Source organism: Saccharothrix sp. NBAS 001 (genome assembly GCF_056640475.1).
This window is the reverse complement of the sequence record NZ_CM153251.1, coordinates 4,396,181-4,417,983: the sequence shown is the minus strand read 5'-3', so window position 1 is coordinate 4,417,983 and position 21,803 is coordinate 4,396,181. Positions and strand designations below refer to the sequence as shown.

Below are 21,803 nucleotides of genomic sequence, written 5' to 3'. Positions count from 1 at the left end.
TGCCCGCTGACGCTTCCGACCCTCCTTCATCGACGATGGTCTCTCGAACGCGCTCGGTCGACGGGCCACGGCCACCACCCGCACTCGACGTGCGGGATCGGCCCGGCCGATCAGCCCACGAGACCGGTTGTCGGGTCAACTCTCCGAGACGCGCCACCGGGTCGCTGCCTGGAACGACCCCGGTGTCGAGTCGACGGCGGGCATCCCCGCGGCGGTGAGGAGGTCGTGCACGGACTCCGTCAGTGAGCGGCGCGGCGTCCAGCCGAGGAGTTGGCGGGCACGGGAGACGTCCAGGCGTTGCCACAAGGTGCCTGAGCGGTTCGCGTCGGGCTCCTCCTCCAGGATGCGCACGGAGCGGCCGCTGCAGGTGATCATCAGTTCGACGAACTCGCGGACCGAGACCGACTCGCCTCTGGCGATGTTGATGATGGGGCCCACTCCGGTGAAGACGTTCGCGGGAACGCGGGCGGCCGCGACGACGGCGTCGGCGACGTCGCGCACGTCCAGGATGTCCCGGTGGGCGAGCAGCGGCGCGAGGCGCAGCACGTCGTACCCGGCAGTCAGATCGGCGGCGACGTTGCCGGGGAGGCTGCCCCGCGGGGCACCCGGACCGCACGTGACCGAGGCGCGCAGCACCACCCCGTCGACTTGCCCGGCCCGGACGGCGTGCAGGACGGCGCGGGTGCCCGCCAGCTTGGTGCGGCCGTAGGCGGTCACCGGGGCCGGTGGCCAGTCCTCGTCGATGAGGTCGTCGGGACCGGCGGGGCCGTACTCGTAGGCGGTGCCGATCTGGATCAGGCGGGGCCGCTGGGGCAGCTCCGCGATGGCGGCCGTCAGCCGCTGCACCGTATGGGCGTTGACCGTGAGCATCTGGTCCGAGGTGCCGCGCCAGACCGTTCCCGCGGCATTCACCACGACCTGCGCCTCGGACGTCGCGCACAAGCGGGCCAGCGTGGCGGTGTCCGCCTCGGCGAGGTCCAGGGACAAGGTCTCGACGCGGGGGTCGCCGGCCCAGGAGGGGGCGCCCGCGCGCTGGGCGCTCCGGCTGACCGCGAGCACCTGGGCCTCCTCCGCGGCGAACGCCGCGCAGATGTGCTGCCCGAGGTAGCCGGTCGCACCCAGCACGAGGACCGATCGGCCGGTCACGGATCCGTTCACCGGCGGGCACCGTCCTGTCCGTACGGGTCCGGCCCGCCGACGCGAGTACTCCGTGCCATCCGGCCCTCCGCTCCGTTGGCGTTGCACGACTCGTCGGCGATCCTGCCCCGGGCAGCTAGGGCCGAACTTGGCTCGGCCTTCTGCGCCGTCCGGTCGGGCGGCTGCGCGGGGCGTCTAGGGGCGGTCAAGGTCCACCCAAGGTGCGGCGGCAAAGGTCTTGCTGTTGACCACGGAGGTGAAGGCCGCGATGCGGGTTCTCTTTGCAACTTTCCCTTGGAAGACCCATCTCAACGGGTTGGTGTCGTTGGGCTGGGCGCTCCAGGCGGCTGGGCACCAGGTGCAGGTGGCCAGTGGGCCGGAGTTGACCGACGCCATCACCGCAGCGGGTCTGACGGCGGTTCCCGTGGGCTCCGACGAGCCGGTCATGGCGAAGCTCAACGGGCTCTACAGCCAGGAGATGCAGGACGCCCTCGAAGGCCTCGGATGGCGGGACGAACTGCTCTTCGACTTCGCCGAGAGCCGCGAGGAGATGCTCACCTGGGAGCGCATGCCCTGGCTGACCGCTTTCGTCACCGAGGCGCTCAAGGTCATGAACGACTCGATGGTCGAGGACCTGGTGGAGTACTGCCGCTGGTGGAAACCCGATCTGGTGGTTCGGGACTACCTGAGCTACGCCGGTTCGGTGGCCGCTGCCGCAGTGGGGGCCGCCCACGCGCGCATACCCACCACGACGGATGTGGACGCCAGGTTCCGCCGCCACTTCGTGCGGGTGCGCGACCAGCAGCCGCCGGACGACCGGCACGACGCGCTCGCGGACTGGCTGGGTGGTTGGGCGGAGAAGTACGGGGTCGCGTTCTCCGAGGACATGGTCACCGGGCACTTCACCGTCGAGCAGATGGTGGGCTCCATGCTGCTGGAGTCGGCCGTGCCGCAGGTGGCGATCCGCTACGTGCCGTACAACGGATCCGCCGTCGTGCCGGACTGGCTCCGCCGCGACCCGCCCCGGCGGCGGGTGCTGGCCACCTTCGGGATGAGCGGGGCACTGGCCGTGGATCACCAGGCGCTCGGCCTGGGACAGGTGCAGGGGATGCTCGACGCCGTCGCCGACCTCGACATCGAGCTGGTCGTCACGCTGCCCGAGCGCGTCCAGGAGAAGCTCAAGCGGGTGCCCGAGAACACCAGGCTGGTGGAGTTCGTACCGCTGCACGCGATCATCCCGTCGTGCTCGGTCGTGCTCCACCACGGCGGTGCCCCCGCGTTCCTGGACGCGATCGCCCACGAGATCCCCCAGCTCATCGTCGGCCGCGTGATCCCCGACATCGAGGAGCGCGGTCCCCGGTTGGAGAAGGCCGGGGCCGGGCGCTGGCTCCCGCCGCGCGAGACGAACGGACCGCGGATCCGGGAACTCCTGGTCCAGCTCCTGGACGATCCCTCGTTCCGGGAAGGCGCCCGGCGACTGCACCTGGAGATGCTCGCGCAACCGACACCCGCCGAAGCGGTCGGCGAGGTGGAGCGACTGACCGCGGCCCACAAGAACCGGGAGCCCGCATGAGCACGAACCCGTTCGACAACGAGGACGGGACGTTCCACGTCCTGGTCAACGACGAGGAACAGCACTCCCTGTGGCCGACGTTCGCCGCTGTTCCGGACGGCTGGCGGGTCGTCCTCAGCGCGGAGTCCCGCGGCAGTTGCCTCGCCTACATCGAGGAGCACTGGACCGACCTGCGGCCCAAGAGCCTGCGGGACGCCATGCGGGCCCAGGAGTCGTCATGACCGAACTCGCCGATCGCTGGGGCCTGGACCCGGTGTTCTTCTGGATGCGGACCGGCTGGTCCCCGAAGGCCCCGGTCGAGATCGACGAGACCGGCGTCGTCCACGTGTACGGGTACGCCGAGTGCGCCGAGGTCTACAGCGACCCGAAGACCTACTCGGCCAACGTCGCGGCCCTGCTGCTCGGCGGTGACGGCCTGGACGAGGTGCTCACCGAGGGGACGTTGACGCAGGCGGACCCGCCGAAGCACACGAAGCTGCGCAAAGCCGCGGGCTACGCGTTCACCCCGCAGACGGTCGCGGGTCTTGAGCAGGCGATCACCACGATCGTCGACGAACTGCTCGACGCGGTGGTCGACCGGGGACGCCTGGACCTGGTCGAGGACCTGTCCTACCCGATGCCGGTGATCGTGATAGCCGACCTGCTCGGGGTGCCACCCGGCGACCGCGAACTGTTCAAGAAGTGGGGCGACGAGATGATCGCCGCCGCGGGCGAGGTGCCGGTCGAGATCGGTGAGGCGCAACGGGACGAGATCGACGTGGCGGCGGCACTGGGGCATGTGCCGGAGTTGCTGGAGTACTTGCGCGGACACGTCGCCGAACGACGCAGGAACCCCCGCGAGGACCTGCTCACCAGGATGATCGAGGTGGAGGTCGACGGTGAGCGGCTGAGCGAGAACGCGGTGGTGAACTTCGCCCGGGAGCTGCTCATCGCCGGGCACTCCACGACCAGCGCGGCGCTCGGCAACCTGTTGCTGTGCCTGGACGCCCACCCGCACCAGCTGGCTCGGGTGCGCGCGGACCCGGGCCTCGCCCGGGGGGCGTTCGAGGAGACGATGCGGTTCCTCAGCCCGATCGCGGGTTCCTCCCGCGCCACCGTGGCCGACGGGGAACTGGCGGGGGTCCGGGTGCCCAAGGGGTCGCTCGTCCGGCTCTGGCTCGCCGCGGCCAACCGGGACGAGCGCCAGTTCGCCCGCCCGACGGAGTTCGACGTCGACCGCACCCCCAACCCGCACATGGGTTTCGGCCGCGGCATCCACTTCTGCATCGGCGCGCCGCTGGCCCGCCTGGAGAGCCGTATCGCGGTGAACGCCCTCCTGGACCGGTTCCCGCGGCTGCGCACGGACCCGGACGACCTGGTGCGGTTCCGTCCTGCCGACGACGTGTTGGGCGTCAGCAGGCTGACCCTGCTCACCGACTGACGGGCGGGAGAGCCCTGATGGCACCACCCACGAAGGAGTAGCACCGTGCGCGTCTTGTTCGTCTGCATCCCGTGGCGGACCCACCTCCACCTCCTCGTGCCGCTGGGCTGGGCACTGCAGGCGGCTGGTCACGAGGTGCGCGTGGCCAGCGGCCCGGAGGTGACCGGCTTCGTCACCAGCACGGGGCTGACCTCGGTCCCGGTCGGCTCCGACGAGCCCACCTTCGAGAAGGTGGAGCGGGCGCAGGCCGCGGCGCTGCGCAAGGTGGTGGAGGAACGCGGCGGGCTGGACGGCCTGATCGCGGACGTGTGCGAGGACCGCGACGAGGAGCTGACCTGGGAGCGCCTGCGGTGGCTGTACCGGTTCCTCAGCGAGACCTTCAAGGCCATGAACGACTCGATGGTCGAGGACCTCGTGGAGTACTGCCGGTGGTGGAAGCCCGACCTGGTGGTGTGGGACTACCTCAGCTACACGGGTCCTCTCGCGGCCACGGTCACCGGGGCGGCCCACGCGCGCGTGCCGATCGGTCTGAACGCACCGGCCCGGATGCGTCGGCATTTCCTGCGGTTGCGGGAGTTGCAGGAGCCGCAGGGTCGTGAGGACGCGTTGGGGGATTGGCTCGGGGGTGGGCGGGGAAGTATGGCGTGGGGTTTTCCGAGGAGATGGTGACGGGGCATTTCACGGTCGATCAGATGGTGGGTTCGATGTTGTTGGAGCAGGATGTGCCGCGGGTTGCGGTGGGGTATGTGCCGTACAACGGGCCTGCGGTGGTGCCTGGTTGGCTGCGGGCGGATTCGCCGAGGCGTCGGGTCCTGGCCACCTTCGGCGTGAGCCTGGAAAAGGATCCGTCAGCTCTGGAAATCTCCGTCGAGAACCTGCAGGGGATGCTCGATGCCCTCGCCGATCTCGACATCGAACTGGTCGTGACACTGCCCGAGAGGCTGAGCAAGGAACTTGAGCGCATTCCCGACAACACGAGAGTGGTGGAGTTCGTGCCGCTCCACGTGGTCATCCCGTCGTGCGCGGTGGTCATCCACCACGGCGGTGCTCCCGCGTTCCTGGACTCGGTCGCCCACGGGATACCGCAGCTCATCCTCACCCGCATCTGTCCGGACATCGGTGAACGGGGTCCGCGCACGGAGCGGGCCGGTGCGGGGTTGTGGATCGCCGGTGACGAGCCGGAAGAGCTGAGTGGTGAGCGGATCCGGGAGAGCGTGGTGCGGCTCTTGGACGATCCGGCGTTCCGTGAGGGGGCGGAGCGGTTGCGTGCGGAGTTGCTGGCTCAGCCGACGCCGGCCGGGGTCGTCCCGGAGCTGGAAGCGCTCACCGACCGCTACCGCTCCCGATGAGTTCAGGCGGCAGTGTCCGTGTCCTGGTGACAGGACCGCCGCACCAACGATTCCGACCTGCCTTGGGGACCCGACCATGACCACGTCGACCGTCGACGACATCGACCTCACCGACCCGCAGACCTTCCTGGTGCCCGGTAACGAACTGGTGGACATGTGGCGCCGGTTCCGGGCGGAGAGCCCCGTCCACTGGCACGAGGTGTCCGGCCACGCCGTGCCCGGATTCTGGGTGCTCTCGCGCTATGACGACGTCATGAGCGTCTACCGGGACAACCGGCGGTTCACCTCCGAACGCGGCAACGTGCTGACGACGCTCCTGGAGGGTGGCGACTCCGCCGCGGGCAAGATGCTGGCGGTCACCGACGGCCGTCGGCACCGCGAGTTGCGCAACATCGTGCTGAAGGCCTTCGCACCCAGGGTGCTGGAGCCGGTCCTCGCCGGGGTGGTGGAACGCGCCGACCGCCTGGTCCGCCACGCCGTCGAGAGCGGTGACTGCGACTTCGCCCGCGACGTCGCCGAGCACATCCCGATGGCCACCATCGCCGACCTGCTCGGGGTGCCCGCCGCCGACCGGGACTACCTGCTGTCCCTGACGAAGGAGGCGCTGAGCACCGAAGAACAGGGCCAACCCGCCGAGGAGGCGCTGGTCGCCCGCAACGAGCTGCTCTTCTACTTCTCCGACTTGGCCGAGGAGCGGCGCGCGGACCCGCGCGACGACGTGGTGAGCGTCCTGGCGACGAGCACGATCGACGGCGAGCCGCTGACCGAGCAGGAGATCATCCTCAACTGCTACAGCGTCATCATCGGCGGCGACGAGACCAGCAGGCTCTCGATGATCTGCGGGATGCGCGAGCTGATCGACCACCCGCAGCAGTGGCGCCGGCTGAAGTCCGGCGAGGTCGACGTGGACGTCGCGGTCGAGGAGGTGCTGCGCTGGGTCTCTCCCGCCATGCACTTCGGGCGGCGCGCCCTCCAGGACGTCGAGATCGGCGGCCGGACCGTGCGGGCAGGCGACGTCGTGACGCTGTGGACCAGCTCGGCCAACTACGACGAGGCGGTCTTCGCCGATCCCGGCACCTTCGACCTCGGCCGCACCCCCAACAGGCACGTGTCGTTCGGGTACGGGCCGCACTTCTGCCCCGGTGCCTTCCTGGGCCGCGCCGAGCTGTCCGCGGTGCTCGTCGCACTGCGCACGCACGTCGCCGAGGCTGTGCCGAACGGCGAGGCCAAGCCGATCCACTCCAACTTCCTGCACGGCTACAGCAGCCTGCCCGTCCACCTGCGCCCGGCCGCATAGCGCGTGACACATCGGGAGAACCCGTGAACGACCCACGAGGTGGAGCCGCCCCGGTCGTCCCACCCGGCGCGGGCGCGACCGTTTCCCCGGCCACCTTTCCGGAACTGTTCGAGGCGCAGGTCCGGGAAACGCCGTGGGCACCGGCGATCGTTTCCGCCGGGCACGACTGGACCTACGACGAGCTGAACGTCCGCGCGAACCGGATCGCGCACTGGCTGATCGGTCGGGGGATCGGCGTCGAGCACCTCGTGGCGGTGGCGATGCCGCGTTCCGGGGAGCTGATCGCGGTGCTGCTCGGCATCCTCAAGGCGGGGGCGGCGTACCTGCCGTGGGATCCGGGCTACCCGCGGGAGCGGATCGCCCACATGGCCGACGACGCGGACCCCGCGATCGTGCTGACCACCCTGGACCTGGCCCGGCAGCTGCCCGCCCGCCCACGTGCGGAGACCGTGCCGGTGGACGCCCCGTCGACGCTCGCTGCCTGGCAGCGGGCGTCGACGACGGATCCGACCGACGCGGACCGGTCGGCAACGCTGCGCCCGGCGAACACCGCGTACGTCATCTACACCTCGGGCTCGACCGGCAGGCCCAAAGGCGTCGCGGTGACGCACGAGGGGCTCGCCGCGCTCCGGGTCGAGGCTCTGCGCGCGTGTGGTCCCGAGGGTGCGCTGGGTGCCCGGGTGCTGCAGTTCGCCTCGTTGAGTTTCGACATGTCGGTGTGGGACCTGGTGCTGGCGCTGACCACGGGGGCGGCGCTGGTGGTGCCGCACCAGGACTACCTGCTCGGGGCCGACCTGGCCGAGGTGATGGCCGAGCACGGGGTCACCCATGCGACGCTGCCGCCCAGCGTGCTGGACACCGTGCCCCCGGGCGCCACGGCGACGTTGGACAGCCTGCGGGTCCTGGTGATCGGCGGCGAGGCGTGCACGCCGGCGTTGGTCACCCAATGGGGTCCTGGGCGGACGTTCATCAACGCGTACGGGCCGACCGAGGCCACGGTGTGGGCCACGTTCAGCGGCCCCCTCGTCAACGGTGCGGTGCCGATCGGCACGGCGATGACGGACGCCAGGACGTACGTGCTCGACGACCGGCTCGAACCGCGGATCGACGGACGTGCGGGCGAGCTGTACCTCGCCGGTCCGGGCTTGGCTCGCGGGTACCTGGGGCGCACGGCGCTGACCGCGACGCGGTTCGTGGCCGATCCGTTCGGCCCGGTGGGCGCACGGATGTACCGCACCGGGGACGTCGTGCGGGTCGGCGCGGACGGGCAGTTGGAGCACCTGGGCCGCAGCGACGACCAGATCAAGGTGCGGGGCAGGCGGATCGAGCTGGGCGAGGTGGAGGCGGCCCTGGCGGCGCACCCGCGGGTCCGCAGGGCCGTGGCCGCCGCCTACGACGGCGGGGACGGCCGGGGCAGGCAGTTGGTCGCCTACGTGGTCGCGGTGCCCGCTGACGACGCCGGGGCGGAGCGGCACGGCACGACGGGCTCGCTCACCCTGGAGCGGGGGCTCGATGCCGCGGAGTTGCGCTCGTTCCTGCTCACGCGGCTGCCGGAGGGCATGGTGCCGGGCTCCGTGACCGTCATCGACGAGGTGCCGCTGACCCCGAACGGCAAGGTGGACCGGTCGGCGCTGCCCCGGCCCGAGTTCCGCGGTGCCGCGTACCGGCCGCCCGGTTCCCCCGTGGAGGTCGCGCTCGCCGAGGCGTTCGGCGAGGTGCTCGCGGCGGGCCCGGTCGGCGTGGACGACGACTTCTTCTCGCTCGGCGGGGACAGCATCCAGTCCCTGCGGGTCATCGCCGCGGCCCGGGCCAGGGGGGTGGAGGTCGGCGCCCGGCAGATCTTCGAACTCCGCACGGTGGCCACCCTCGCCGAGGCGGTCGCCGCGACGCCGCGCTCCGCCGACGCGCCGTTCGACGAGGCGGAGGACGCGGGAGCGCGGTGGCTGCCGCACCTCCCGGCGACCCGGCCGCCGCGCGACAGCGGTCCGCGGCCCCGGTTTCAGGCGATGTTGCTGGGAGTGCCGTCGGGCGTGGACCGGACCCGGATCGCCTCGGGCGTGCGCGCCGTGATCGACCACCACGACATGCTGCGCGCCCGCCTGGCGGATGCCGAGTGCGACGGGTTCGTCGTGGCCGCGCCGAGCACCGTGGACGTTGACGCGCTGATCCGTCGCGTCGGCCCTCCGGGGGAGGGCGCGCAGGACGGACCCGGCCTGCTCCGGACCGGGCTGGCCGCCGCCGCGCGACGGCTGGACCCGGCGGCGGGTGTCATGGCGCAGTTCGTCTGGTTCGACGCCGGGGCGGGCCGTTCCGGGCAGCTCCTGGTGGTGCTGCACGACCTCGTCGTCGACGACGATTCCTGGCGCATCCTGATCTCCGATCTGGCGACCGCCTGGCGGCAGATCCGGAACGGCAGGCTCCCCGTGCCGGCCCCGGTGGCCACTCCGGTGCACCGGTGGGCGCGGGCACTGGTGCGGGAGGCGGCGCGCCCCGAACGGGTCGCCGAACTCGACCGGTGGCGCGCAGTCGTCGAGCCTCCCGTCCTGATGCTCGGGCCACGCAGTCGGCCGGTCGCGGAGGGGACGGCGGTGGAGGAGACGGCGGGGGAGGGCGCGCCCCCGCTGTCCGAGACCCGTGTCCGGCTGGCGGCCGCGACCACCGAGGCCCTCTTGAACGACCTCCCCGCCGCCTACCGCTGCCGCGTCGAGGACGGCCTGCTCGCGGCCCTGGCCATGGCGGTGACGGAGGTGGTGGGGCAACAGCGGGCCGGGCGCCCGGCAGGGGCGCTGCCGCTGCTGATCCGCAGCCAGGTGCCGGGCCGGGCGGAAGCCGCGGTGCCCGGCACCGACCTGTCCCGCACCGTGGGTCCGCTGACCGGCACCGCTCCGGTCCGCTTGGACATCGCGGAGGCCGACCTGGACGAGGCGTTCGCGGGCGGACCGGCAGCGGGCGAGATCCTCAAGACCGTCAAGGAGCAGGTGCGGAGCCTCCCCGACCGGGGCATCGGATACGGACTCCTGCGCCACCTCAACCCGTCGACCGCCGCCGTCCTCGCGCGGTACGGGAGCGGGCAGATCTCGTTGCGCTACCGGGGGTACTTCGGTGCCGAGGGTCTGCCGGCCGAGCCCGTGGAACCGGACCCGGGCCGGCGCTCGTTCCCGGACGGCGGGATCGACGTCGAGGTGACCGTCACCGACTCCGCCGACGGTCTCCGCCTGGGGGCGCGGTTCGTCTGCCGGGAGGACGTCCTCCCGGCCGAGCGGGCGCGGGACCTGGCCGACACGTGGCACCGGGCCCTCGAAGCGCTGGCCCGGCACGTCGCCCGACCCGGCTCCGGCGGCCTGACCCCGTCGGACGTCCCGCTCGTCGCCGTCGACCAGGACGAACTCGACGACTGGACGGACCGCTTCCCGGGCCTGTCCGACGTCTGGCCGGTGCCGCCGACGCCGATGGGTCTGCTCGTGCACTCGATGATGGGCCGGGAAGCCGGTGCCGGGATCGACACGTACCAGGTCCAGTACGCGCTGCGCCTGTCCGGTCCGGTCGATCCCGCCCGGATGCGGGTCGCCGCGCAGGCCGTCGTGGACCGGCACGCCGCGTTGCGGGCGGCGTACGAGCCGGGCCCGGACGGAGACCTCGTCCGGCTCGTCGTGGACGACGTCGAACTGCCGTGGCTGCACCGCGACCTCAGCGGCCTCGACCCGCTCGTGCGGCAGCGGGAGCACGACCGCTTCGCGGCCGACGACCTCGCGCAGCGGCTCGACCCGGGCCTGCCCCCGATGCTGCGCGTGGCACTGCTGACCCTTGCCGCCGATCGCCACGAGCTGGTCATCACCGCCCATCACGCCAACATCGACGGCTGGTGCCTGTCGCTGCTCGTCCAGGACCTGCTGCACCTCTACGACCGGCGGGGCGACGCGACGGCACTGCCCCCGCCGCGCAGCTACCGCGACTACCTGACCTGGCTGGCCCGGCAGGACCCCCGGGAGTCCGCCCGCGTGTGGGCCGCGGAGCTGGCCGGGCTGAGTGGGCCGACGTTGCTCGCGCCCGGTGCCGCGCCGGCCGTGAACGGCGCGGACGTCGATCGCGTCGACGTCCCGCTGCCCGCTCCCGCCGCCCGCTCGCTGCCGCGCCGCGCCGCCGGGCTGGGGGTCACGCTGAACACGCTGGTGCAGGGCGCCTGGGCCATCGTCCTGAGCCGCCTCACCGGTCGTGAGGACGTGGTGCTGGCGGCGGCGACGGCCGGGCGTCCGGCCGAGCTGCCCGGGGTGGAGGCCATCGTCGGCGCGTTCGTCAACACCGTCGCGGTGCGCGTCTCGTGCACACCGGACGCCGACGTGGCCCACGTCCTGACCGGCCTGCAGAACCGGCAGGGCGCGCTGATCGGCCACCACCACCACGGGTTCACCGGGATCCAGCGGGCTGCCGGGCTGCCCGCCCTGTCCGACACGCTGGTCGCCTTCGAGTCGTTCCCCCTCGATCGCGAACGCGTCGCAGCGGCGGGCGAGGCGGCGGGCGTCACCGTCACCGACATCGGCCTGCACACGCTGAGCCACTTCCCGGTGACCGTCTTCGCCTACCCGGACGGCGCCCACCTGCGCCTGCGACTGCAGTACCAGCGCCACCTGTTCCGCCGCCCTTGGGCGGAACAGGTGGCCGCACTCCTGGGCCGGGTGCTCCAGGACATCGCTGTCGACCCGCGGCGTCGCCTGCACGACCTGGCGACGTCCTGAGGCCGGGTCAGAACCGGGCTGGGATCGGCGAACCGACCGCGGGGACGGCCCGCTCCCGCATCGGGGCGACGGCGAACTCCCGCATCCCGGAGGCGAAGTCGACGGTCGGCCGCCAATCCAGCTCGCGTGCCAGTCGGGCGGGCGAGCCGAACACGTGCCGGGCGTCGGCGGCGCGGAACTCACCGCTCACGACCGGCGACGGGCCGCCCACCTCGGTGGACAGCGCCGCGGCGACCTCGTGGACCGTGTGCGGTCGGCCGCCCGAGACGTTGTACGTGCGGAAGCCCGCCTCGTCGCGACCCAGCGCGGCGACGTTGGCCGATGCCACGTCGTCGACGTGGACGTAGTCACGAAGCGAACGCCCGTCCTCGTAGACCCTCGGGGCGCGTCCCGCGATGACGTCCGACCGGAAGATCCCGGCAACTCCCGTGTACGGGCTGTCGAACGGCATGTCGGGTCCGTACACGCAGAAGTAGCGCAGCGCCACGGCACTGCACCCGGTCTCCGTCGCCCAGGCGGCGATGAGGTGCTCCTGCGTCGCTTTCGTACCCGCGTAGACGCTGTACACGGGCGCGACGAAGTCGGTCTCCTCGATCGGTTCGGCCGTCAACTCCGCTTGGTGGCCCTCGGGGCAGCGCGGCTCGAAGCGGCCTGCCCGGAGATCCTCGACGAGCCTGCGCCCGGGCCGCACCAGCCCGTGCTCGGCGCACCGGTAGCGGCCCTCCCCGTAGACCGCCACCGAACTCGCGTGGACGAGCCGGTCCACGCCGACCTCGGTCATCGCCACGATCAGTTTCGCGGTGCCCAGGTCGTTGCAGGACGAGAACTCCGCGACGTCGCGGATCTCGCGCCCGCGCCCCACCATCGCGGCGTGGTGGCTGACCGCGTCGACGTCCCGCAGCGCCGACCGCAGCACGTCGTCGTCGCGGATGTCGCCCTCGACGAACTCGACGTCGGGCGGGAGGTCCGGCGGACCGGAGTGCACACTCGGCAGCAGCGCGTCGAGCACCCTGACCTCGTGCCCCGAGGCCAGCAGCGCCGCCGCCACCCGCGTCCCGATGAACCCGGCTCCGCCGGTGACCAGAACCCGCATCAGATCCACCTTTCGTCACGCCTACCCGCGCGGGCGACCCGCACGGTCATCGCCCCCGTCGCGAGTAGGCGCGCAGGGAGAGCGGAGCGAGCACCAGCAGCAGGACGGCCGACCACAGCAGGGAGGTCGCGACGGGGTGTTCCATCGGCCAGGCCCGGTCCGGGGACGCCGCGAGCCCTGGGTTGCCGAACAACTCGCGGCTGGCGGCCGTCAACGCGCTCACCGGGTTCCACTCCGCCACGACCCGCAACCACGTCGGCATGCCGTCGGTCGGGACGAAGGCGTTGGACAGCATCGTCACCGGCAGGAACAGCACCGCCAGTTGAGCGACCATCTGCTCGTTCTTCGCCACCAGGCCCACGTAGACGCCGACCCAGCTCAGCGCGTACCGCATCAGCAGCAGCAAGAGGAACCCCTCGACCGTGGGCAGCAGGCCCAGGTGCGGCGACCAGCCCACCAGCAGGCCGGTTCCCGCCATGGCGGCCAGGAGGAGCACACCGGACACGAAGTCCGCGCCGGTGTGGCTGAACGGCACCGCGAGGCGCGCCATCGGCATGGACTTGAACCGGTCCATCACGCCGAGGGAGACGTCGTTGGCCATCCGGCCCATGACGCCCTGCACCGTCGTGAAGGTCACCATCGCGAAGAGGCCGGGGATGAGGAACTCGCGGTAGTCGCCACCGCCCGGCACCTGGATCGCACTGCCGAACACGTAGCCGAACAGCACGACCATGACGACCGGGAACGACAGCGCCGCGATGATCTGCCCGGGCTCCTGGCGCAGCCGCAGCAGTTCGCGCCCGATCAGCGTCCACCCGTCGGTGAACGCCCACCGCAGCCGGCCCGCCGGTGAGGTGCCGGTGGTCATCACACGTGCTCCTTCTGGTCGGTGAGGCGCAGGAACACCTCGTCGAGGGTGGGGCGGCGCAACCGCACGTCGGCGGCGTCGACTCCGGCGCGGTCGAGCATGCGCACGATGTCGATGAGCTTGTACGTGCCGCCGGGCAGCGCGACGCTGAGCTGGTCGTCACCGACGGTCGTCGGAGAGGACCCGGCCAGCTCGCCGAGCACGGTCGAGGCCCGACCCAGGGTGGTAGGGTCGTCGATGACGACCTGCAGCTGCTCCCCGACCAGGGCCTTGAGCTCGTCGGGCGTACCCGTGGCGATGACCCGCCCGTGGTCGATGACGATGATCTCGTCGGCCAGCTGGTCGGCCTCGTCCAGGTACTGGGTGGTGAGCAGCACGGTGGTCCCGCCGGCGACGAGTTCGCGGATGCTCTCCCAGATCTCGCCCCGGCTGCGCGGGTCCAGGCCGGTGGTCGGCTCGTCCAGGAACAGCACGTCGGGACGCTGGATGAGGCACGTGATCAGGTCGAGGCGGCGCCGCATGCCGCCCGAGTAGCCCGCGACCGGGCGGTCCGCGGCGTCGACCAGCCCGAAGCGCTCCAGCAGTTCGTCGGCCCGGCGCCGGGCGTCGGCTCGGGACAGGTGGTAGAGGCGCCCGAACATCACCAGGTTGTTGCGGCCGCTGAGCTTCTCGTCCACTGCCGCGTACTGGCCCGCAAGACCGATCCGACCGCGAACCTTGTCGGCGTCGCGGACGACGTCGTAGCCCGCGACCCTGGCGTATCCGCTGTCGGGATCCGACAGGGTCGCGAAGATCCGGATGGCGGTGGTCTTGCCCGCGCCGTTCGGCCCCAGCATCCCGCAGACCTTGCCGCGGCTGACGCTCAAATCCAGGCCCCTTAAGGCATGGGTGTCGCCGAAGGACTTGTGCAGCCCCTCGGCGACCACGATCGGTTCTGTCATGGTCACTCCAATGGGTACCGTGTACGCGTTCGGGAGAACGGTAGGGCATCGGGTACCATGTACGCAACTGTGGAGGTGACGAGATCATGGCCGGCGCCGAGTACGTGAGCATCTGGATGCGGCCCGAGCGCGTCGCGCGCGGGCGCAAGCCGGTCTACAGCCGCGCCCAGATCACCGAAGCCGCGATACGGATCGCGGACGTCGAGGGTCTGGAGGCCGCCACCATGCGGCGGATCGCCGCCGAGATCGGCGCGGGCACGATGTCGCTCTACCGGTACGTCCCGAGCCGGGACGACCTCATCGAGCTGATGGCCGACCGGTTGATGGGCGAGATCGACATCGCGGGCCTGCCCTCCGGGGACTGGCGCAGCGACCTGGCGCACTACGCGCACCAGACGCGGGCGATGTGGCTGCGGCACCCGTGGATCGCCACGGTGAACCGGGTGCTGCCCGGTCACGGCCCCAACCAGCTGCGCTTGATCGAGCGGGTGATGGGCGCCCTCGACCCCCACGTCTCCATCGACGAGAACCTGGCGCTCATGGCCATCCTGAACAGCTACGTCGAGGGTGTCGTCCGCGAGGAGGTCATCGCCTCGGCGGAGATCCGCAGCAGCGGTCTGAGCGAGGTGGAGTTCATGTCGCGGATGCTCCCGCGCGTCCAGGAGCTGCTGGCGAGCGGGGAGTACCCGATCTTCGCCAAGATCGTGACCGAGGCGGGTCAGCTGCTGCTGGACTACGACGACCGGTTTCGCTACGGGCTGGACCGGGTCCTGGACTGCATCGCCGCAGCCCTCCCCCTGATGGCCGGCATTTCGTCACGGACCGGCGGCCAGGACCGTCCTTCGGCCACCCCGCCCCGCGTGCTCAGGGTCGTGCGTGACGAAACGGGGGATCAACCGGCCGATCGTGACGAAACTGCGCGGCCCGGCGCGTGCGCGACGTGTGGTGGAGCCGTCCCCAGCGCCGAATCCGGGCGGCCCCGCCTGTACTGCTCACGGGCGTGCCAACAGCGCGCCTACCGCAACCGGCAACAGGGTGCGGCGGCGCCCCGGTAGGCCGAGTTCCAGCGCCCGCGTGGTCCACGGGGCACTTGCCGATCACGGGGGAGGCCCTCGGCTCGATCATTCCCCCTTGCGGCAGAAGGATCGAGCCAAGGGCCGCACTTGGCCGGTGTGCGCCTCCCGGCCGGCGGTCGTCCTCCACGCCGTGATCGCCACGGCATCGCCGGGCACACCCCCGGCGCGATCAGTCGAGCCAGGCGTCAGGTGCGGGACCGCCGTGCCCGACCGGGGGGAAAAGCGCGTCGAGCCGCTCAAGCTCCACATCGGACAACGGCTGGTGCAGCGCGCGCAGCGCGCCGTCGACGTGCTCCGGGGTCCGAGGCCCGATGACCAGGGAGGTCACGCCTGGGCGCTGCAACACCCACGCCATGCCGACCTCGGCGGGATCGCGGTCGATGTCGGCGCAGAACCGCTCGTACTCCTCGATCACCGGGCGGTGCGCCTCCAGCACGGGCACGGCGCGCCCCTGGGCGGACTTGACGGCGGTGCCCTCGGCGATCTTGCGCAACGCCCCGCCCAGCGCCCCGCCGTGCAGCGGAGACCACACCAACACCCCGATGTCGTAGGCGCGGGCGGCCGGGATCACCTCCAGCTCCGGGTGCCGTACCAGCAGGTTGTACAGGCACTGCTCGGAGGCCAGCCCGGGCGCACCGCGGTGCGTCGCGCGTTCCTGGGCGGCGGCGAGGTCCCAGCCCGCGGCGTTGGACGAGCCGATGTACCGCACCTTCCCCTGGGTGACCAGGATGTCCATGGCGCGCCAGATCTCGTCCCAGGGGACCGCACGGTCCATCCGGTGCAGCTGGTAGAGGTCGATCCACTCGGTGTCGAGCCTGCGCAGGGAAGCCTCGCACGCGGAAATGATGTGCCGCGCCGACAGGCCGCGGTCGTTCGGGCCGTCGCCCATCGGTGAGCCGACCTTGGTGGCGAGCACGACGTCGTCGCGCGTGCCACCCTTGCGCATCCAGCGCCCGATGACCTCTTCGGTGTAGCCCTGGTGGACCCGCCACCCGTAGGCGTCGGCCGTGTCCACCAGATTGATGCCACGTTCCAACGCGTAATCCATCAAACGGTAGGCATCGAATTCCTCGACGCGTCCGCCGAAATTGACCGTGCCCACTGCGAGTCGGCTCACGGTCAACCCGTTGCGCCCCAGTCTGGCGTACAGTTCGGGCTGATTCACGGCGATCCTTCCGACGATACTGCCAGGGGTTCTCGCGGGCAACCTGATGATTGTTCGCGCTGTTGTCCATCTCTATGCTGCCGGTCGGATCGGCGGTCGCGACAGGGGACACCGGAACAGTGCGGTTGAGTTGGCCCTGACCCCTGTCCCGTCGGCGGGACAGGGGTGCTCCAACTGCGTGGTTCAGGTATGAACTCCGGGAGCCGGTCTCGACAGAGGGGTGCACGGAAATGCGCGTTCTGTACGTAACATTCCCCTGGCGGACGCACTTCCAGCCCGCCGTTCCCCTGTGCTGGGCGCTTCAGACGGCGGGGCACGAAGTGCGCGTGGCCAGCGGTCCGGAACTGACCGACGTCATCACGGGTTCGGGCCTGACGGCGGTTCCGGTCGGCTCCGCCGTGCCGTTCCAGCAGAAGTTGGCGCAGATGAACAGCCCGCTGGCGCGGCAGGCCATGGCGAACCTGGAGCACCAGGACGACATGCTCTACGACTTCGCCGAGCACCGCGAGGAGAAGCTCACCTGGGACCGCCTGCCGTGGCTGAGCATGTTCCTCACCGAGATCCAGAAGATCATGAACGACTCGATGATCGAGGACCTGGTGGCGTACTGCCGGTGGTGGAAGCCCGATCTGGTGCTCTGGAACTACCTGAGCTACGCCGGTTCGGTCGCCGCCACCGTGGTGGGCGCGGCCCAGGCGCGCATGCCCACCGAAATGGATCTCGACGCCAGGTTCCGCCGCAACTTCCTGCGGGTGCGCGCGCAGCAACCGCCCGGCGACCGGCCGGACGCGCTCGCGGACTGGTTGGGGGGATGGGTGCGCAAGTACGGGGCGTCCTTCTCCGAGGAGGTGGTCACCGGGCACTTCACCGTCGACCACATGCTGGGTTCCATGCGCCTGGAGCAGGAGGTTCCGGTCGTTCCCATGCGCTACGTCCCCTACAACGGGCCTGCCGTCGTGCCGGACTGGCTCCGCGCGGACCCGCGGCGACCGAGGGTCCTGGCCACGTTCGGGGTGAGCCAGCAGCAGGGCGCGACCTATCAGGCACTGTCGGTCCGGCAGCTGCGGGACATGGTGGACGCGATGGCCGACCTGGACGTCGAGCTGGTCGTCACGCTGTCCCGGAAGCTCCAGCAGGAGTTGGGGCCGGTGCCCGACAACACCAGGCTGGTGGAGTTCGTCGCGCTGAGCGTCATCACCTCCTCGTGCTCCGCGGTGATCCACAATGGATCGACGCCGTCGTTCATGGAAGCGATCGCGCACCTGGTGCCGCAGCTCATGGTCGGCCGGGTCTGTCCGGACATCGAGGAGCGCGGTCCGCTGCTGGAGAAGGCCGGGGCGGGGCTGTGGATCCCGCAGGCCGAGATGACGGGGTCCCGGCTCCGCGACGATGTCGTGCGGCTGCTGGGTGAGCCCGGTTTCCGAGATGGCGCCGAGCGGCTGCGCCGGGAGTGGGCCGCCCAACCCGCACCCGGGCAGGTCGTCCGAGAGCTGGAGCGGATGGCGGAGCGCTACCGATCTCGTTGAGCTGTCAGGAGACCACTACCAGAAGATGAGGACGGACATGACCGACACCAATTACACCGACCCGCGCCTGGTCCCGCACGAGTCGGGGAACGAACGCGAGGCACGTGAGCGGTTGGCGACGCTGCTGTCCAAATCCCCGATCCCGCCCGAGTACTTGATCGACAACCTCCCGGTCTACCTGCGTCGGCTCCAGCTGGGCGATCTGCTGTGCATGGACGAGCTCTACCGCCAGGTCCGCGACGTACCCGGTGTGATCATGGAGTTCGGGGTGCTGCACGGCAGGCACCTGGCCACGCTCACCGCGCTGCGCGGTGTGTACGAGCCCTACAACTCCGTGCGGCGGATCATCGGTTTCGACACCTTCACCGGCTTCCCCGACGTCGACCCGGTCGACGAGGTCAGCCCCAGCGCGGTGGTCGGGAGGTTCGGCACGGCCTACCCCGACCACCTCCGCGAAGTGCTGGCCGCGCACGAGGTCGGCGAACCCACCGGCCACGTGCAGCGCACGTTCGTCATCGAGGGCGACGCCCGCGAGACAGTCCCGGCGTACCTTGAGGAAAACCCGCAGACGGTCATCGCGATGGCCTACTTCGACATGGATCTGTACGCGCCCACGCGCGATGTGCTCAAGAGCATCCTCCCCTACCTCACCACGGGGAGCATCGTCGCGTTCGACGAGTTCGCCCACCCCAAGTGGCCGGGGGAAACCGCTGCGTTCCGCGAGGTCTGCGGTCAGGACGTGGTCCTGCACCACCTGACCGTGCGCGAACCGCCCGTCACCTACCTGCGCTGGGGCACCCGCTGACGGCGTGAACCCGTGCCCGCCTCGTCGTCGCGGAGAAGGTGCCGCGGGAATCGTCGAGGCGGTCGGGTTCGACCGGGCAAGAAACGGCCAAGCGCCCCTCAAGGCCGATGCTGCTTACTTGGACTGTTCGGACGAGTGGACGGGCGGATGTCCTTACAGGTCTGGAACACGGTATCCGCCGCCAGGTGCTCGACCAGGTCGGCGAAGGTGTGCGGACGGGCTTTCCCACGGAGGTAGTGATCGCTATGCGCGTCGTGTTCGTCGTCATCCCCGTACGCAGCCACCTCAACCTCCTCGCGCCCATGGCCTGGGCGATGCACGTGGCAGGACACGAGGTCCGGGTGGCGAGCGGGCCGGAGCTGCGGGACGTCATCGCGGGCGCCGGCCTGACCGCGGTTCCCGTCGGATCCGACCAGTCCATCTTCGACAAGCTGGAGGAGATGATGGACGACGCGGCGCTCGCGCAGGTGCAGGAGCTCGCGGAGCGGGGCGACCTGCTGACCGACCTGTCCGAGAACCGCGAGGAAGAACTCACCTGGGAGCGTCTGCGCTGGGCGTTCCGCGGGTCGCGGATGACCAACGCGGCCATGAACGACTCGATGGTCGAGGACCTCGTGGAGTACTGCCGGTGGTGGCGGCCCGACCTGGTGATCTGGGACTCGGTGAGCTACGCCGGCTCGATCGCGGCCACCGCGGTGGGTGCCGCGCACGGACGTTTCCTGCTCGGTGCCAACGTGGACGGGCGGATGCGTCGGCATTTCCTGCGGTTGCGGGAGTTGCAGGAGCCGCAGGGTCGTGAGGACGCGTTGGGGGATTGGCTCGGGGGGTGGGCGCAGAAGTATGGCGTGGGGTTTTCCGAGGAGATGGTGACGGGGCATTTCACGGTCGATCAGATGGTGGGTTCGATGTTGTTGGAGCAGGACGTGCCGCGGGTTGCGGTGGGGTATGTGCCGTACAACGGGCCTGCGGTGGTGCCTGGTTGGCTGCGGGCGGATTCGCCGAGGCGTCGGGTCCTGGCCACCTTCGGCGTGAGCCTCGAACACGCCGAGCGGCACCAAGCGCTGTCCGTCGAGCAGTTGCGGGAGATGGTGGACGCCCTCGCCGACCTCGACGTCGAGCTGGTCATCACCCTGCCGGAGCGGTTCCAGGAGATGCTCGGGCGCGTTCCCGACAACACGAGGATGGTGACGTTCGTACCGCTGCACGTCGTGGTCCCGTCGTGCTCGGCGGTGATCCACCACGGTGGCCCGGGCCTGTACCTGGACTCGATCGCGCATGGCGTACCCCAGCTGATGGTCAGTCGGGTCGTGCCGGACATCGGTGAGCGGGGTCCGCGCACGGAGCGGGCCGGTGCGGGGTTGTGGATCGCCGGTGACGAGCCGGAGGAGCTGAGTGGTGTGCGGATCCGGGAGAGCGTGGTGCGGTTGTTGGACGATCCGGCGTTCCGTGAGGGGGCGGAGCGGTTGCGTGCGGAGTTGCTGGCTCAGCCGACGCCGGCCGGGGTCGTCCCGGAACTGGAAGCGCTCACCGACCGCTTCGGGTCCCGACCGGCGCCTCGTCCGTGAGGATCACCCGCTGGATGTCCTTGAGCGCCGATCCGGGCTCGACGCCCAGTTCGTCCCTGAGGGTCTGGCGGACCCGCTGGTACACGGCCAGCGCGTCGCTGCGGCAGCCGCTGCGGTGCAGGGCCAGCATGAGCTGCCGGTGGAACGATTCCCGCATGGGGTGCTCGGTGCTCAGGAGGTAGAGGTCGCTGACGAGTTCGCGGTGCCGTCCCATGGCCAGGCGCGCGTCCATCAAGCTCTCCTTGCACTCCAGTTCGGCCTCGTGGAGCCAGATGTGGAAGCCCTGGAGGATGGGTCCGCGGGCTGTCGCGGCCTGCCCGCGGCAGAGGGCGAGTGCACCCTCGAACGCGCGCACGGCCGCCTCGAAGCGCCTGCTCCTGAGGTGGCCGCGGCCCTCCTTCAGCAGGTGCGTGAAGTCGTGGAGGTCGAGGCTGTCGTCCCCCAGGGTCAGCACGTATCCCGGCGGCCGGGTGAGAACCGGACCCTCCGCCGTCCCCGCGTGGCGGAGCAACTTGCGGATCTGCGAGATGTACACGTAGAGACTCGCCGTCGCGCTCTTCGGCGGCTCCTCGCCCCAGATCTCCTTGATGAGCTGGTCCGTGCTCACGACCTGCCCGGCGCGGATGACCAGGGCGATCAGCAGGAACTTCACCTTCTGCGGCTTGATGGTGCTCGTGTTCAGTCCGTCGATGACCCGGAGCGGTCCCAGGATCTCGTATCGCACTGCGACCTCCCACAATCTCAAGCGTTGTTCGCCGGGGCCGGTTCCTGATTGTTCGTCACGGCAGTGGTGAAAGCGGAACGGAATTAACGGGATTCCGGTGCGTACCTCGGTACCGTTCGGGCCTGGAAATTCGAGAACCGTCGAGGCTTCGCGTCGAATTGCTTTCGTGGCTCGAACATACCTCAGGTCGGCCAATACCGGGCGAAATGCATCACGCGTCCGGCGTCCTGTCGGCGGGACAGCCACCCCGGGAGGTCCCGGCTGCGGCGCCGGTGGCGGGGATGTGTCGCCGTCGGAGTGCGGCGCGGGTGGAGCGGGTGGCGCGGCCCTTGCCCGCGAGCACCGTGCTGGGCCTGGTCGCCGGCCGTCCCGGACCCGGTCGCCGGGCCGCCGACGAGGACGGGGCGCCGTTCCGGGACCATCGCCGCAAACGCGTGCGGACCGTCCACCGAGGACGGACCTTCACCCCCGGAGACGGGAAGAAGCGACTCGACCACCCGCCACCGCCCGTCGGCCAACCCACGCCCGCGC

Annotated in this window: 17 protein-coding genes; 11 read left to right on the top strand and 6 right to left on the bottom strand. The window is 70.9% G+C overall.

What is annotated here, in order from left to right; genetic code table 11:
* Positions 1–135: 135 nt before the first annotated feature.
* The gene (locus AC0HI0_RS18230) at positions 136–1,158 is read right to left on the bottom strand and encodes an NAD-dependent epimerase/dehydratase family protein (protein WP_480933574.1); all 1,023 of its coding nucleotides are present in this window, start codon (positions 1,156–1,158) and stop codon (positions 136–138) included.
* A gap of 223 nt (positions 1,159–1,381) precedes the next feature.
* Between AC0HI0_RS18230 and AC0HI0_RS18225 the strand changes: the two genes are divergently transcribed.
* The 7 genes from AC0HI0_RS18225 to AC0HI0_RS18195 all read left to right on the top strand — a co-directional run bounded on the left by AC0HI0_RS18225 (position 1,382) and on the right by AC0HI0_RS18195 (position 11,509).
* A complete protein-coding gene (locus tag AC0HI0_RS18225; protein WP_480933573.1) occupies positions 1,382–2,710 on the top strand; it encodes an activator-dependent family glycosyltransferase in 1,329 nt (442 codons plus the stop codon).
* Positions 2,707–2,931: an MbtH family protein gene (locus AC0HI0_RS18220; protein WP_480933572.1), complete on the top strand. Its 225-nt coding sequence runs from the start codon at positions 2,707–2,709 to the stop codon at positions 2,929–2,931. Before AC0HI0_RS18225 ends, AC0HI0_RS18220 begins: the two co-directional genes overlap by 4 nt.
* Complete coding sequence (locus tag AC0HI0_RS18215; protein WP_480933571.1) at positions 2,928–4,130, top strand: cytochrome P450; 1,203 nt, start codon at positions 2,928–2,930, stop codon at positions 4,128–4,130. Before AC0HI0_RS18220 ends, AC0HI0_RS18215 begins: the two co-directional genes overlap by 4 nt.
* Before the next feature lie 45 nt (positions 4,131–4,175).
* Positions 4,176–4,799, top strand: a complete 624-nt coding sequence (locus AC0HI0_RS18210) for a glycosyltransferase family protein (protein ID WP_480933570.1) — start codon at positions 4,176–4,178, stop codon at positions 4,797–4,799.
* The gene (locus AC0HI0_RS18205; protein WP_480933569.1) at positions 4,775–5,479 is read left to right on the top strand and encodes a nucleotide disphospho-sugar-binding domain-containing protein; all 705 of its coding nucleotides are present in this window, start codon (positions 4,775–4,777) and stop codon (positions 5,477–5,479) included. Before AC0HI0_RS18210 ends, AC0HI0_RS18205 begins: the two co-directional genes overlap by 25 nt.
* Before the next feature lie 76 nt (positions 5,480–5,555).
* The gene (locus AC0HI0_RS18200; protein ID WP_480933568.1) at positions 5,556–6,776 is read left to right on the top strand and encodes a cytochrome P450; all 1,221 of its coding nucleotides are present in this window, start codon (positions 5,556–5,558) and stop codon (positions 6,774–6,776) included.
* 23 nt (positions 6,777–6,799) lie between these two features.
* On the top strand, positions 6,800–11,509 hold the full coding sequence (locus tag AC0HI0_RS18195; RefSeq protein ID WP_480933567.1) for an amino acid adenylation domain-containing protein: 4,710 nt from the start codon (positions 6,800–6,802) through the stop codon (positions 11,507–11,509).
* Positions 11,510–11,516: 7 nt separating this feature from the next.
* Here the strand turns inward: AC0HI0_RS18195 and AC0HI0_RS18190 are convergent, their stop codons facing one another.
* The 3 genes from AC0HI0_RS18190 to AC0HI0_RS18180 are packed head-to-tail and all read right to left on the bottom strand — an operon-like array spanning position 11,517 to position 14,411.
* Positions 11,517–12,602: an NAD-dependent epimerase/dehydratase family protein gene (locus tag AC0HI0_RS18190; protein WP_480933566.1), complete on the bottom strand. Its 1,086-nt coding sequence runs from the start codon at positions 12,600–12,602 to the stop codon at positions 11,517–11,519.
* A gap of 46 nt (positions 12,603–12,648) precedes the next feature.
* A complete protein-coding gene (locus AC0HI0_RS18185; RefSeq protein ID WP_480933565.1) occupies positions 12,649–13,470 on the bottom strand; it encodes an ABC transporter permease in 822 nt (273 codons plus the stop codon).
* Entirely contained in the window at positions 13,470–14,411 is a 942-nt protein-coding gene (locus AC0HI0_RS18180; RefSeq protein WP_480933564.1) for an ATP-binding cassette domain-containing protein, read from the bottom strand. Before AC0HI0_RS18180 ends, AC0HI0_RS18185 begins: the two co-directional genes overlap by 1 nt.
* A gap of 86 nt (positions 14,412–14,497) precedes the next feature.
* Between AC0HI0_RS18180 and AC0HI0_RS18175 the strand changes: the two genes are divergently transcribed.
* Positions 14,498–15,466, top strand: coding sequence for a TetR/AcrR family transcriptional regulator (locus AC0HI0_RS18175; RefSeq protein ID WP_480933563.1), 969 nt, complete (start codon positions 14,498–14,500; stop codon positions 15,464–15,466).
* Between the two features lie 190 nt (positions 15,467–15,656).
* Here the strand turns inward: AC0HI0_RS18175 and AC0HI0_RS18170 are convergent, their stop codons facing one another.
* A complete protein-coding gene (locus tag AC0HI0_RS18170; protein ID WP_480934322.1) occupies positions 15,657–16,589 on the bottom strand; it encodes an aldo/keto reductase in 933 nt (310 codons plus the stop codon).
* 293 nt (positions 16,590–16,882) lie between these two features.
* Between AC0HI0_RS18170 and AC0HI0_RS18165 the strand changes: the two genes are divergently transcribed.
* Genes AC0HI0_RS18165 through AC0HI0_RS18155 form a run of 3 tightly spaced genes read left to right on the top strand, consistent with a single transcriptional unit; the run spans position 16,883 to position 20,548 of the window.
* Positions 16,883–18,178 carry an activator-dependent family glycosyltransferase gene (locus AC0HI0_RS18165; protein ID WP_480933562.1) on the top strand — a complete coding sequence of 432 codons (1,296 nt, stop codon included), beginning with the start codon at positions 16,883–16,885 and terminating at the stop codon, positions 18,176–18,178.
* Between the two features lie 37 nt (positions 18,179–18,215).
* Positions 18,216–18,983 (top strand): class I SAM-dependent methyltransferase, encoded by a 768-nt coding sequence (locus tag AC0HI0_RS18160; RefSeq protein ID WP_480933561.1) that lies wholly within the window; start codon positions 18,216–18,218, stop codon positions 18,981–18,983.
* A 38-nt stretch (positions 18,984–19,021) separates the two neighbouring features.
* Positions 19,022–20,548, top strand: a complete 1,527-nt coding sequence (locus AC0HI0_RS18155; RefSeq protein ID WP_480933560.1) for an activator-dependent family glycosyltransferase — start codon at positions 19,022–19,024, stop codon at positions 20,546–20,548.
* Here the strand turns inward: AC0HI0_RS18155 and AC0HI0_RS18150 are convergent.
* A complete protein-coding gene (locus AC0HI0_RS18150; protein ID WP_480933559.1) occupies positions 20,508–21,272 on the bottom strand; it encodes an AfsR/SARP family transcriptional regulator in 765 nt (254 codons plus the stop codon). The genes AC0HI0_RS18155 and AC0HI0_RS18150 overlap by 41 nt on opposite strands.
* Positions 21,273–21,803: the final 531 nt, after the last annotated feature.

What these genes read in the sequence shown, in the direction of transcription:
- AC0HI0_RS18220 (WP_480933572.1), top strand. Translation starts at nt 2,707, where the DNA reads ATGAGCACGAACCCGTTCGACAACGAGGACGGGACGTTCCACGTCCTG.
- AC0HI0_RS18215 (WP_480933571.1), top strand. Translation starts at nt 2,928, where the DNA reads ATGACCGAACTCGCCGATCGCTGGGGCCTGGACCCGGTGTTCTTCTGG.
- AC0HI0_RS18200 (WP_480933568.1), top strand. Translation starts at nt 5,556, where the DNA reads ATGACCACGTCGACCGTCGACGACATCGACCTCACCGACCCGCAGACC.
- AC0HI0_RS18190 (WP_480933566.1), bottom strand. Translation starts at nt 12,602, where the DNA reads ATGCGGGTTCTGGTCACCGGCGGAGCCGGGTTCATCGGGACGCGGGTG.
- AC0HI0_RS18185 (WP_480933565.1), bottom strand. Translation starts at nt 13,470, where the DNA reads ATGACCACCGGCACCTCACCGGCGGGCCGGCTGCGGTGGGCGTTCACC.
- AC0HI0_RS18180 (WP_480933564.1), bottom strand. Translation starts at nt 14,411, where the DNA reads ATGACAGAACCGATCGTGGTCGCCGAGGGGCTGCACAAGTCCTTCGGC.
- AC0HI0_RS18175 (WP_480933563.1), top strand. Translation starts at nt 14,498, where the DNA reads ATGGCCGGCGCCGAGTACGTGAGCATCTGGATGCGGCCCGAGCGCGTC.
- AC0HI0_RS18165 (WP_480933562.1), top strand. Translation starts at nt 16,883, where the DNA reads ATGCGCGTTCTGTACGTAACATTCCCCTGGCGGACGCACTTCCAGCCC.
- AC0HI0_RS18160 (WP_480933561.1), top strand. Translation starts at nt 18,216, where the DNA reads ATGACCGACACCAATTACACCGACCCGCGCCTGGTCCCGCACGAGTCG.